The organism is Solibacillus merdavium, from assembly GCF_014836935.1.
GTDB lineage: Bacteria > Bacillota > Bacilli > Bacillales_A > Planococcaceae > Solibacillus > Solibacillus ferritrahens.
On the sequence record NZ_JACSPW010000015.1, the window covers coordinates 45,409 to 57,772 of the forward strand.

A 12,364-nucleotide genomic window follows, 5' to 3' on the forward strand; every position below is an offset into this window, starting at 1 on the left:
TACTAACAATATCGTTTGTAATAGAATTTTCTGTATACAAAACAGAAAAAGGAGGGGTTTTATGGCTTTGTTAGGATTTCTAACAATCGGTGTATTTTTAACATTAATATTTACAAGAAAAGTTTCGGTAATTGTCGCATTAGTAATGGTGCCAGTAATATTTGGTCTAATTGGGGGATTTGGTTTAGAGCTAGGCGAGATGATGTTAAGTGGATTATCAACGGTTGCTCCAACAGGTATTATGCTTGTGTTCGCTATCTTATATTTTAGTCTTATGTTAGATGTAGGATTATTTGACCCAATGATTAAATTCATTTTAAAGGTTGTAAAAGGTGATCCTTTAAAAGTGGTAGTAGGTACAGCTATTTTAGCAATGGTAGTACATTTAGATGGTAATGGTTCAGCTACGTTTATCATTACAATCTCGGCTATGCTACCAATCTATAAAAAACTAGGAATTAATAGATTGGTTTTAGCTGGTGTTGTCGCTTTAGGTGCGGGTGTAATGAATATTATTCCATGGGGTGGTCCAACGGCACGTGCCATGACAACTTTAGGTGCTGAAGCTAAAGATATTTTTAATCCTGTCATTCCTGCAATGTTAGCCGGAATTGTCTGGGTTATTATTGCCTCGGCATTAATTGGATTAAAGGAAAGAAAACGTTTAGGTATTATTCAATTAGACGAGTCAGATTTACAATTTTCAGTTAGTGAAGAAGAAAAGAAATTAAGAAAACCAAAACTATTTATTTATAATCTTTTATTAACTATCGCACTATTAGTTTCTTTAGTAGGCGCATGGTTACCGATGCCAATATTATTTGTATTAGCTTTTGTAGCAGCATTAATGGTTAACTATCCAAAACACGATGACCAACAGGCGCGTATTGCAGCGCATTCTAAGAGTGTGCTTTTAGTTGCTACAATGATATTCGCGGCAGGTATCTTTACAGGAATACTAAATGGTACAGGAATGATTGAAGATATGGCACTTGCATTAGTAAATGTTATTCCTGATTCTATGGGGCGCTTTTTACCTGTAATTGTAGCAATTACTAGTATGCCTTTGAGTCTTGTTTTTACACCTGATGCATATTATTTCGGGGTGTTACCTGTAATTGCTGAAACTGCTTCTTCATTGGGCATTAACCCACATGAAATTGGACGAGCAGCAATTTTAGGTCAAATGACAGTTGGATTCCCATTAAGTCCCTTAACTGCTTCAACATTTATTTTAATTGGATTAGCACAAGTAGATCTAGTAGATCATCAAAAATTCATTTTTAAGTGGGCGTTTATGACAACAATTGTTATGACAATAGTAGCTGTATTGATTGGGGCGATATCTATATGAAAAAAAACACAATTAGAATTGGTGTAGGTACTGGGTTTGCTGGTGATCGTATCGAGCCTGCTGAAATTTTATTAGAAAAAGCTAATTTAGATTATTTGGTTCTGGAATGTTTGGCAGAGCGAACGATAGCGTTAGCTCAAAAAAGAAAAAAAGCGAATTCTTCATTAGGATATGATGTTCTCTTAGAGAAGCGTATGCAAAGTTTACTGCCTAAATTAAAAAACAAAGCAACACGAATTATCACGAATATGGGGGCTGCTAACCCACAAGCAGGTGCGGAAAAAATCTTGGAGATAGCAAACCAGCTAGGAATTTCGATTAAAGTCGCTGTGGTTACTGGAGACGATGTCCTTTCAAAAATTTCATTAGATGAAACGGTGTGGGAAACAGGCAAATCATTAAGTGACTATGGGGAAATTTTGTCTGCAAATGCTTATATTGGCGCAAATGCATTATTGTCTGCCTTACAATCAGATGCTCAGATTATTATCACAGGGCGTGTTGCAGACCCATCTTTATTTCTAGCACCAATGATACATGAATTTAAGTGGCCGCTTAACGAATTAGATTATTTAGCGCAAGGAACAGTGGTTGGCCATTTATTAGAGTGTGCAGGTCAACTTACAGGAGGGTATTTTGCAGATCCAGGTAAAAAAGATGTTACTGATTTAGCAAATCTTGGTTTCCCCTATGCAGATGTATCAAATGATGGAACAGCTATTTTTAGCAAGGTTGAAAATACAGGTGGTCAAATTACTTTACAAACAATGAAAGAACAACTGCTTTATGAAGTTTTGAATCCTACTGCATATACAACACCTGATATCATTGCCGATTTCTCGAAAGTGGTTTTTGAAGAAATTAATCCTGGCACTATTAAAGTAAGTGGTGTTACTGCCGTAGGGAAACCTGAAAAATTAAAAGTAAGTATTGGCTATAATGCTGGCTTTATTGGCGAAGGCGAAATCTCATATGCCGGAGAAAATGCATTAGCACGTGCTGAGTTAGCTGGGGAAATCATTTCTGAAAGAATTCGTCATTTATACACAGATTTTAGGGTAGATTTGATTGGTGTAAATGCTACTCATAGAAAAGCATTTAGACAAATCGAACCTTATGAAGTTCGACTTAGAGTTGCTGGTAAGACACAGAGTTCAAGTTTAGCAGCATTAATTGGTGAGGAAGTTGAAGCGTTATATACAAATGGTCCAGCTGGTGGTGGTGGGGCACGTAAAAATATTGTGGATGTCGTAGGTATCGTTTCTACTTTTATTGAGGAGAACCAAATCGAAATTAGTACTGAAAAGAAGGAGGTTCATTTAAATGAAATTATATGAGGTGGCACACTGTAGAACTGGTGATAAAGGTAATACTTTAACCATGTCAATTATTGCTTTTAAAAAAGAGAACTATCCATTGCTTTTAGAACAAGTAACAGTCGACAAAGTGAAAGATCACTTACAAGGCATCGTATTAGGAGATGTTGAGCGTTATGAACTTCCTTCTCTAGGAGCATTGCAATTTGTTTGTCACGAAGCTTTAGATACGGGAGTTACTACATCATTAGCAATGGACACGCATGGGAAAACCTTAAGTTACAGCATATTAGAATTAGAACTATCATAAGCCTTAAAATTAAGTTCTAAAAAAATAAGAGTTATCTTTTCAGGGGGGTTGAAATGGAGAAAGTATACGATTCATTTGAACATGCAGTAGAGGATATTACGAATGGTTCTACTATTATTGCTGGTGGATTTGGTCTGTGTGGTATTCCTGAGAAATTAATTGCGGCGTTAGAAAAAAAGGATGTAACAGATTTAACCGTTGTGAGTAACAACTGTGGAGTAGATGATTTTGGATTAGGTTTATTACTTAAAAATAAACAAATAAAAAAAATGATTGCATCCTATGTTGGTGAAAATAAAACTTTTGAGCAACAATTTATATCAGGAGAGCTAGAAGTCGAATTAACACCACAAGGTACCTTAGCTGAGAAACTTCGAGCTGGAGGGGCGGGTATTCCCGGGTTTTACACTGCAACAGGCGTTGGAACACCTATTGCAGAAGGCAAAGAAGTGAAAGAATTCGATGGTAAAGCGTATTTATTAGAAACCGCAATTAAAGGGGATTTTGCTTTAGTTAAAGCATGGAAAGCAGATAAAAGTGGTAATTTAGTATTCCGGAAAACCTCTCGTAATTTTAATCCATTAGCTGCCATGGCTGCTAAAATAACTATAGTAGAGGTGGAGGAATTAGTAGAGGTTGGAGAAATAGATCCAGACTTTATTCACCTACCGGGTATTTACGTTCAGCGTATAGTAGTTGGTCAAAATTATGAAAAACGCATTGAACGTCTCGTTGTAAAGGAGAATGCATAGTGTCTAGAGATGTGATTATAAAACGTGCTGTTCAAGAAATTTCAAATGGGATGTATGTAAATTTAGGCATTGGAATGCCCACATTGATAGCGAATAATATACCTTCAGATTATGAAGTGTTTCTACAATCTGAGAATGGTTTGCTTGGCATTGGGGCTTACCCTACGGAAGAGCAAGTAGATGCGGATTTAATAAATGCGGGTAAAGAAACTGTTACAGCTAGCAAAGGCGCTTCATATTTTGATAGTGCAGAAAGCTTTGCTATGATCCGAGGAGGACATATTGATGTAGCGATTTTAGGTGGAATGGAAGTCTCTCAATACGGTGATCTAGCTAACTGGATGATTCCAGGAAAACTAGTTAAAGGTATGGGAGGAGCAATGGACTTAGTAGTAGGTGCAAAAAAAGTTGTTGTGATTATGGAGCATACGAATAAACATGGTGAAACAAAAATTAAACAAACTTGCTCTCTTCCACTTACAGGTAAAGGTGTCGTTCATCGATTAATAACTGAATTAGCAGTTTTTGATTTCAAGGATGGAGAAATGATTCTCATCGAATTACAACCAGAAGTCACATTAGAGGAAGTTAAAGAAAAGACAGAAGCTTCATTTGTTGTGAATTTATAAAAGTGATTAATTGCTCTTTGAAGATAGGAAATAGGTATAAAAAATGTAATATTAGCCCACTTCCCCATAAATGTAAAAAATAGAAGGTTGAAATTTCCACTTATACAATAAAATCAACAAAATCCCCTCTCAATCCTTGTAAGCCAAGGGTTGAGAGGGGGTTTTTCTGCGTTTCAACCATCATAAAAAATTCCATTCGCAAATGTGGAAGAGTGGAATTTTGCAATTTCTATCTACACCGAGGCTACTTCTCAAAGTTTGAGGGAAACTCCCATTTTATATTTGGACTTCTTTTATACGTTTACTCTATGAGAACCACTTGTTCCATATTGTTAAATATTTTTCCGAATTATTAAGAGAACGAACGTTTCCTTATAACATCGCTCGCCTCTCCTGTTTTTCCATCATCGTACTATATTTAATATTTGGAAAACTAAATTCTCTTTTAAGGCTATAAAGTTCAGTTAAAAAGAAAATAATAAGTTGTGATAGAGAGCTTTTTATTATAAAGGAGGACAACTCATGAATCGTTTTGAAGAAAAAGTCGTAATTGTAACGGGTGCAGGCTCGGGATTAGGACAGGCTGCAGCATTACAGCTGGCAAAAGAAGGCGCTAAGCTAGTGCTCGTTGATATAAATCAGGCCGGGTTAGATGACACAAAGAAAAAGGTGCAGGAAGTTGCTTCAAATGCAGAGACGCTTCTAGTAACAGCAAATGTTGCAACGGAAAGTGAAGTAGAGAACTTTGTCAATCAAACGGTGGAACGATTCGGCAAGATTGATGCCTTCCTCAACAATGCTGGAGTAGAAGGGAAGCAAGATTTAACAGAAGACTATGGGGTCGATGAATTCCAAAAAGTTGTCTCGATCAATTTAAATGGTGTATTTTACGGTATGAAGTATGTTTTGAAGGTGATGAAGGAACAAGGCTATGGATCGATTGTTAACACGGCGTCTGTCGGTGGAATCCGGGGGGTCGGAAATCAGTCAGGCTATGCTGCGAGTAAGCATGGCGTAGTTGGATTAACAAGAAACTCAGCGGTTGAATACGGTGAGTACGGGATTTCTGTAAAAGCAATTGCCCCTGGTGCGATTATGACACCAATGGTAGAAGGATCTTTGCGTCAAATAGGCGGCGATAACTGGGAAGAAGCAGGCAAACAATTTGTACAAGGTAATCCGATGAAACGCTTTGGTAAACCAGAAGAAATAGGTTACTTAGTGGCGTTTTTATTATCTACTCAAGCTGACTTCATTAATGGCGCTGTCATCCCAATCGACGGCGGGCAATCTTATAAATATTAATCAATGACTTATAAAAGCGAAGTAAAAAACGCTTTTATAGGTTTTTTATTTTTCAAATGGTCGGTTCTCAGTAATTCAATCCTTCAAAATGCGGCTTTCGATTAAATATTTCACTTCATATTTCCGAGCCAATCCTTTTAGGAACTTTAATAGTCCGCTAAAATTCGCTTCTTCCAATAAACGTTCATACTGCATTTTTTCTTCGGCACTGGCACATTTTTTAAAGTATCCCCACATATGCTGGCATGCATTGCGCATACTGCCGTTTGTTGGTTTTTGGTTAAGTGCATCTGTTATGAGCTGAGCGACCTCGTCATACGATAAATTATCCTTCATTGCTTGCCGGATGGCGTTATAGTGTTTCTGGCTATGAAACATTACATGATATTTTTCCTCCCGCCATAAATGCTCAGTATGCTTTTTGTTCATGCAACGACACCTCCTGCTTTTTTGTCATCATTATATAAGATAAAGAAAAGTTTTACATTTGTTAAGAAATCGCCTCGATATTAGTATGTAAAAAATTGTATAATATATTAAGAGCATATTTTTATGGTTTTTTCATTATGATGGGATATAAAAGAAATACCTTTTAAATTAACTGAATATACTTAAAATTTATAGGAGGAGGATTTTTTATGCTAAACGATCTTGCACCTAGCTTTGAACAACAAGAAGATTTATTGAATCCAGAGCAGCCAGCTGTTCAAGCTGCCGAAACATTATTCGTTAATGAATTTACAGATGGGGTACTAAATCCAAACGCACCGATGTTGGGACCAGTTAAAGATGGTGGTACGATTATTGCCAATACAGCACCGGGGTGTTGGGGACCGATGATTACGCCGATAATACGCGGTGGACATGAAGTGACAAGACCTGTGTATGTGGAAGGCGCGGAAGTAGGGGACGCAATCGTTATACAAATTAAGTCGGTCCAAGTGACATCGATTGCTACATCTTCGGGGACGGATGAAGCGCAGGTGGATCGATTTATCGGAGATCCATTTGTAAAAGTGAAGTGTCCGGGCTGTGGAAAGCTGCATCCGACGACCATCGTACAGGGCATTGGCCAGGAGTCGGTAAAATGTGTTACATGTGGCACAGATACTACACCGTTTAAAATTTCGAATGGCTATACGATGGCGTTTAATCCTAAAGGTGATATCGGCTTGACTGTTGGCAGAGAAGCGGCGCGCCGAATTGCCCAGGATGCCAAGAACTTTATGCGAACACCAGAAAAGTCTGTCCAAAACCCCATTACGGCATTTGGACCAAGTGATTTAATTGGTGTCATGGCAAGAATGCGGCCCTTTGTAGGGCAGCTAGGAACAACACCATCCAAGGCAATGCCGGATTCCCATAATGCCGGCGACTTTGGCTCATTTTTAATCGGAGCACCACACGAATTTACGATGACGGAAGATGAGCTTGATATCCACCGCACAGATGGACATATGGATATAAACCGTGTCCGTGAAGGGGCTGTAGTCATCTGTCCTGTAAAAGTACCAGGTGGCGGTGTTTATGTGGGGGATATGCATGCGATGCAAGGTGATGGAGAAATTGCCGGCCATACGACAGATGTAGCGGGTATTGTGCAGCTACAGGTGAGTGTCCTAAAGAAAGTGAACTTGGAAGGGCCGATTATCCTCCCGAATGTAGAGGACTTACCGTATACAGCTAAGCCATTTTCTAAAGAAGAGAAGCGCATAGCACGTGAGCTGGCGGAAGAGTTTGGTGTGAAGCAGGTGGAAGATAGTTTCCCGTTATCGGTTGTCGGTACAGGGCAAAATTTAAACATAGCAACAGACAATGCACTTGAGCGTATAGCAAAACTGTTTGAACTAACGGTCGATGAGGTGAGAAACCGCGCGACTATAACGGGCTCGATTGAAATAGGTCGCCATCCCGGTGTCGTAACCGTTACTGTTCAAATTCCTAAATCATTTCTAAAAAAGGCTAGACTCTTTAAAACAATCAAACGCCAGTACGATTAACGAGTAATGAAGAGTTTTTATCAATTATTTTTCGGGAAACAGAATTGTAATAGAAAAATAGAAGGGATGATGCTATGCAACCATTAATCAGGAAAATAGAAGCAATTGTCATCTCCATTGGCGTTCAGTCGGGTATGGGCACTATAGAAGCCGTAAGTGAAAAGGACGAAAGTAAAAAAGCGATTTTTCAAATTACATCAAAAACGCCATTAATGACAAAGGACGGATATCAAATCGGTATTTCGGCCATCCCTGTGAAGGCGAAAATTATTGTGTTCGTTGACTCCAAAAGTCCGTCGCCCATGGTTTCACCCCCACATATTACACCACTGCTCGTTATTTTTGATCAGTATGACAAAAAAGGGGAAGTATGTGTAGGTGCATTTGATAAAATGCTCTATTGCGAACAGCTGAATCTGAAGCTCCATATTAATGAATCAACGGAAATAGTGGATTTAACCGGGAAGCGAGTGGATCGGAGCGAATTGACTGAGAAAATGCTATTTGTCTTCTATGACCGGGCAACACGCAGCATGCCTGTACAAGCAAATCCATCAAAACTGATTGTTACATCTATTGAGCATACTAAATAGTGAAAGGGCATATCGATTGCTACTTGAGTTCGTATGAGTACACCACCATTCTAATCCGGACTAGTAGAGCGGTATGCTTTTCTTATGGAAAAAATTAATTTTCTTTTCATGCACTTCTAAATTTTGTTATATTTTTTATAGAGAATAGGCGTAGGGAAGGAGGGTGATATTGTTGTTGCTTTCATTTGATGAGCAGCTCTTTCAACAAACGAATGGACAAATAGGGGAGAGGCTAGAGCAAGCTTTGGAAGAACGATCTCTGTTTGATAAACAACCCCCTATTTGGGGCGCCCCCATGTATAGTGACGACTTTTTGCTAAAGCAGGAGCGTGCGGAGAAATTTTGTTTTCAGCTATTGAAATACTATTGGGGTAAATTTAATTTGTTTTTTTACGATTCTTTTAGCAAGGCCAATATGAATGTCGATATGGCCAATGAAAAGATGGAACAATTTTTTGCAGAACCACAAAACAGTAAACAACTATTCACATTTTTACATACGCAAGGGGAAGTCGAATTTGATCAGCTTATAGAATTTATTTTTGCAAAGCCTATTAGAACACCGAGTTCACAAACAGGGCTTACTAAAATCTATGTATATAAAATCAACAATTGTTTTCTTGTACAGCCCATCTATTGTGAGCACGAAAAGTTCTGGCAGGTAATTGGTGCCAAAAAAATATATTCGCTATTTCTACAGCTTCCTTTGAAGAAAATTTCACGCCCTGCGGAATTAATGACAACCTTTAAAGCACTGCTTGTCGGGCAATTAACCGTTAATCGAGTGGCGACAATCGTTCATAAGCTGGTACAAAAAATCGATTTCGAAAATCCGAAATCTGATGAATTAAAGCAGCTCCATCTATTGAATGTCCGCACACATTTTACGAGTGGGCGCCGCCATATGTTAAAGCTCCGCAAATGCATCTATACACTGCAGCGGAATTGGTCGACCGGGCAGTTTGCGCTCAACAACAAAGAGTACACGCTGCTCGGATACATGCTATTCCAAGAGGCTGTTTTTAAAAAGGATTACAAAAATATTTTGATGCAGGGTATGTACTTGATTGAAGAAGAGCGATTGAATAACCACGCCATTGAGCTTGTCGTAGAATATACGGATGTATTAAGCAGCATGAATCCACAGCCATACGCACTCGTTAAGCATTATCGAAAAAACTATTTAGAGCATGTTTTTTATGAACTCATTGATAGCATAGTAAAAGAGGAGAAATTTGAGCAAGGGATCGAGTTATTGAAAAACTATGAGCTTGTAACTTGTACAGCAATTTTCGAGCTGTTGCAATCTGCTGACTATGAGGATATTCTACATAAAATTGAGGCAACGGTTCAGCGCGATATCGCCATTTTAGTGGACGGCTCTATCCATAAAGTACGGGAATCGCTCGCGACCTGGCAAAGTGAATATTTGAATGCGGGGAGTTCGTATCATGCGATTGCTATAATGTCATCTCAGCATGTTTGTAATCTCCTGAAAATCCTGTTTTATGCAGAGGAAGATAACTTAGTGGAAAAGTTATTGGCCGTATATAAGAAGTATTTACTCGTACCGGCTCATTTTCATAATTTGCGTCAATTTATTGAGCATCGCGTGATGGTAACCCGTTAACTAAAAAAGCATAGTTGAAGAAAGGTGAATCAATGATTCTTTGGAATCGGGATTCACCTTTTACTTTTAATTTAAGACGCCATCTTCTGTGAGTTTTTCGATATCATCTTGACTATAGCCGTAAGATTTTAAAATTTCCGCCGTATGTGCGCCCATTTTTGCCCCGACATATTGATAGGTAGGTTCTACACCGCTAATTTTTAGTGCTGTGCCAATTTGGCGTTGTGTTGAGCCATCTGATTTTTTCACATCAACGAGCATATTGCGTGCCTGGATTTGTGGATGGTTGCACGCTTCATCGAATGTTAGGACGGGTTCAACGCAGCCGTGAAAATCTTCATTGAAAATTTCAAGCCATTGGTCAAATGTTTTCGTGCAAAAGGCGTCCGTTACCGCTTCTTTAAACCGCTGCTGTGTATAGGATGAATCATTGAATGTGCTGTCGATTAGTTCCGGAATTTCAAGTGCTTCGCATAATAGCTTACGGAATTGTGGCTCTAGACTGCCGACCGAAAAATACCGCCCGTCTTTTGTACGGTAATAATCATAAAATGTTCCGCCATTTAAAATTTCCTCTTCTGGTTGAGGAGGTCGCCCGCTTCCAAGGTATTGAGTACCGTATAGAGCATTCATCGCAAACATGGCATCAGTCATGGACACATCAATAAACTTTCCTTCTCCGGATTTTTCGCGATGCAGTGCCGCTGCCAAAATCCCGATGGCAGCATGCATAGTCCCCCCGGCTATATCTGCAATCTGAATTCCCATAGCAACAGGTTTTTTGTCCTTTAAACGCGAATGATTCAACACACCGCCAATTGATAAATAGTTATTGTCATGACCCGGTCGTGTGGCAAATGGACCCGTTTGACCGTAACCTGTAATAGCACAGTAAATAAGGCGCGGGTTGATCTCGCGCAGTGTATCATAATCAATGCCAAGACGTTTCATGACACCTGGTCGGAAACCTTCGATAATAATGTCGTAATCCTTCACCAGCTTTTTAATGATATCAACGGCTTCTTGAGATTTCAGATTCAGTTGCAATGATTTTTTCGAGCGGTTTAAATGCTGATGAATGTAGGATTCTTTCTCATCATCATAAGGCGGCATTATACGCATTAAATCCACTCGTCGATTTGATTCGATATGAATGACTTCTGCTCCTAAGTCTGCAAACATCATCGTTGCAAATGGTCCCGGTAATAGTGAACAAAAATCCAGTATTTTTAATCCATTTAAAATTGTCATGCCCATCCCCCTTATTAATTGCACATTGTATTAATACAGAAAATTATAAATTTAACAGTATTATAACAGCTTGCGATAAAAATTCCTATATTTATCCTTTTTATTATAAAAGATGTATGTTTTATTTTTGGCTGTACTAATTAGAAAACAGCAACCCCTTTTCAATAGTATTCTATTATTATATTTTAAATACTCTGAAAATTATAGTGCGAAAATAAGCAAATGTAACAAAAGTTGTAGAAAAAAGTGGGTGTTTTAGACAATCATTCACAAATGGGACAAGTAAAAAGTATTGAAAAAAAGGACCGTATTAAAAGTAATGATTACTCTAATACGACCCTGTGAATTATAAGGAATAAAAATTGATAGTAAAGTAAGGCAAGTTTTGACTATTGAATTCTACACCAACAAAAGCGTGGGTAAATTCCTCACGCAAAATGTTCTCCCGGTGAGTCAAGGAATTCATTAACGCTTCATGTGCGTGAATGGCGCTATATTGGCCACATGCTAAGTTTTCTCCCCACCAATTAAATGTCATCCCACCATTTTTCATGCGGGCACCCGCTCGTAACCCCTGCATATCCATATGAGCGAAATAGTTGTTAGTGGCCATGTTCATGCTATGGCTGCGGGCAATAACATTATATTCGGGTGTATATTGTAGCGGATGTAATCCTTCAAAAACGCGGGATTCATTCATTAAATCCATCATCAAATCTTCAAACCCGTCCCGTAAAGCTATTGATGGCACAGCAAAGAAGCCTACTTTGGACATCTCTGTCTCGGCATCAATCGCCATAATTGATCGAACTTGAAAATTTTTATGTACATCATAAAAGAATGTCACATATTGGCGATCGATTAAATAAGTACCACTTGTTTCAACATTGTATTTATCATCATAATACTGTCTGAAGCGTCGATTGTTTTTCGTAATATGTGTTATTGGTTCACCGAATAGGGCTTTTACTGCCTGACGCGAGTCGCCGATGGAAATACCGCAGATCGCTTGCCCAATGCGAGTTTCATAGCCGGCTACCGCAATGCTATCTTTAATGCCAATTAAATGGAAATTTGTATAGTTTAACGAGGGGTTGTTCCATTCTAAATCATATTCTGATGCAAAAGTTTTGACCGTTGTTGTTTTTGTGACTACCGTAGACTCAGTTATTAATGGAATAAGAACGTCTGGATTCATCTCTTTCCCCTTTTTCGATTTCAATG

12 protein-coding genes are annotated in these 12,364 nt (G+C 38.6%); 9 read left to right on the top strand and 3 right to left on the bottom strand.

Going from position 1 to position 12,364, the window contains the following annotated elements; genetic code table 11:
- The first annotated feature begins 61 nt into the window (after positions 1–61).
- From H9632_RS14745 to H9632_RS14770, 6 genes are all read left to right on the top strand, one after another.
- Positions 62–1,354, top strand: a complete 1,293-nt coding sequence (locus H9632_RS14745) for a CitMHS family transporter (protein ID WP_191704835.1) — start codon at positions 62–64, stop codon at positions 1,352–1,354.
- Positions 1,351–2,691 (top strand): acyclic terpene utilization AtuA family protein, encoded by a 1,341-nt coding sequence (locus tag H9632_RS14750; RefSeq protein WP_191704836.1) that lies wholly within the window; start codon positions 1,351–1,353, stop codon positions 2,689–2,691. The genes H9632_RS14745 and H9632_RS14750 overlap by 4 nt, the downstream gene beginning before the upstream one ends.
- Positions 2,678–2,980: an AtuA-related protein gene (locus H9632_RS14755; RefSeq protein WP_191704837.1), complete on the top strand. Its 303-nt coding sequence runs from the start codon at positions 2,678–2,680 to the stop codon at positions 2,978–2,980. The genes H9632_RS14750 and H9632_RS14755 overlap by 14 nt, the downstream gene beginning before the upstream one ends.
- Before the next feature lie 53 nt (positions 2,981–3,033).
- Positions 3,034–3,732 (top strand): CoA transferase subunit A, encoded by a 699-nt coding sequence (locus H9632_RS14760; RefSeq protein ID WP_191704838.1) that lies wholly within the window; start codon positions 3,034–3,036, stop codon positions 3,730–3,732.
- Positions 3,729–4,361, top strand: coding sequence for a 3-oxoacid CoA-transferase subunit B (locus H9632_RS14765; protein WP_191704881.1), 633 nt, complete (start codon positions 3,729–3,731; stop codon positions 4,359–4,361). The genes H9632_RS14760 and H9632_RS14765 overlap by 4 nt, the downstream gene beginning before the upstream one ends.
- A 522-nt stretch (positions 4,362–4,883) precedes the next feature.
- Positions 4,884–5,666: a glucose 1-dehydrogenase gene (locus tag H9632_RS14770; protein ID WP_191704839.1), complete on the top strand. Its 783-nt coding sequence runs from the start codon at positions 4,884–4,886 to the stop codon at positions 5,664–5,666.
- Positions 5,667–5,741: 75 nt separating this feature from the next.
- Here the strand turns inward: H9632_RS14770 and H9632_RS14775 are convergent, their stop codons facing one another.
- Positions 5,742–6,095 (bottom strand): YbgA family protein, encoded by a 354-nt coding sequence (locus tag H9632_RS14775; protein WP_191704840.1) that lies wholly within the window; start codon positions 6,093–6,095, stop codon positions 5,742–5,744.
- Between the two features lie 209 nt (positions 6,096–6,304).
- On the opposite strand from H9632_RS14775, the gene H9632_RS14780 reads away from it, so the two are divergent.
- The 3 genes from H9632_RS14780 (at position 6,305) to H9632_RS14790 (ending at position 9,889) form a co-directional block, all read left to right on the top strand.
- A complete protein-coding gene (locus tag H9632_RS14780; protein WP_191704841.1) occupies positions 6,305–7,666 on the top strand; it encodes an acetamidase/formamidase family protein in 1,362 nt (453 codons plus the stop codon).
- Between the two features lie 74 nt (positions 7,667–7,740).
- Positions 7,741–8,259, top strand: a complete 519-nt coding sequence (locus H9632_RS14785) for a hypothetical protein (protein WP_191704842.1) — start codon at positions 7,741–7,743, stop codon at positions 8,257–8,259.
- A 169-nt stretch (positions 8,260–8,428) separates the two neighbouring features.
- Positions 8,429–9,889 (top strand): Fe-S-cluster redox enzyme, encoded by a 1,461-nt coding sequence (locus tag H9632_RS14790; RefSeq protein ID WP_225223865.1) that lies wholly within the window; start codon positions 8,429–8,431, stop codon positions 9,887–9,889.
- A 66-nt stretch (positions 9,890–9,955) separates the two neighbouring features.
- On the opposite strand, the gene H9632_RS14795 is transcribed toward H9632_RS14790, so the two are convergent.
- Positions 9,956–11,140, bottom strand: a complete 1,185-nt coding sequence (locus H9632_RS14795) for a CaiB/BaiF CoA transferase family protein (protein WP_191704843.1) — start codon at positions 11,138–11,140, stop codon at positions 9,956–9,958.
- 346 nt (positions 11,141–11,486) lie between these two features.
- On the bottom strand, positions 11,487–12,338 hold the full coding sequence (locus H9632_RS14800) for a CAP domain-containing protein (RefSeq protein ID WP_191704844.1): 852 nt from the start codon (positions 12,336–12,338) through the stop codon (positions 11,487–11,489).
- Positions 12,339–12,364 lie beyond the last annotated feature (26 nt).

Bases quoted from the DNA above. Each gene is read 5' to 3' on its own strand.
- H9632_RS14795 (WP_191704843.1), bottom strand. From the start codon at position 11,140: ATGACAATTTTAAATGGATTAAAAATACTGGATTTTTGTTCACTATTA.
- H9632_RS14800 (WP_191704844.1), bottom strand. From the start codon at position 12,338: ATGAATCCAGACGTTCTTATTCCATTAATAACTGAGTCTACGGTAGTC.
- H9632_RS14750 (WP_191704836.1), top strand. From the start codon at position 1,351: ATGAAAAAAAACACAATTAGAATTGGTGTAGGTACTGGGTTTGCTGGT.
- H9632_RS14760 (WP_191704838.1), top strand. From the start codon at position 3,034: ATGGAGAAAGTATACGATTCATTTGAACATGCAGTAGAGGATATTACG.
- H9632_RS14780 (WP_191704841.1), top strand. From the start codon at position 6,305: ATGCTAAACGATCTTGCACCTAGCTTTGAACAACAAGAAGATTTATTG.
- H9632_RS14775 (WP_191704840.1), bottom strand. From the start codon at position 6,095: ATGAACAAAAAGCATACTGAGCATTTATGGCGGGAGGAAAAATATCAT.
- H9632_RS14770 (WP_191704839.1), top strand. From the start codon at position 4,884: ATGAATCGTTTTGAAGAAAAAGTCGTAATTGTAACGGGTGCAGGCTCG.
- H9632_RS14745 (WP_191704835.1), top strand. From the start codon at position 62: ATGGCTTTGTTAGGATTTCTAACAATCGGTGTATTTTTAACATTAATA.
- H9632_RS14755 (WP_191704837.1), top strand. From the start codon at position 2,678: ATGAAATTATATGAGGTGGCACACTGTAGAACTGGTGATAAAGGTAAT.
- H9632_RS14785 (WP_191704842.1), top strand. From the start codon at position 7,741: ATGCAACCATTAATCAGGAAAATAGAAGCAATTGTCATCTCCATTGGC.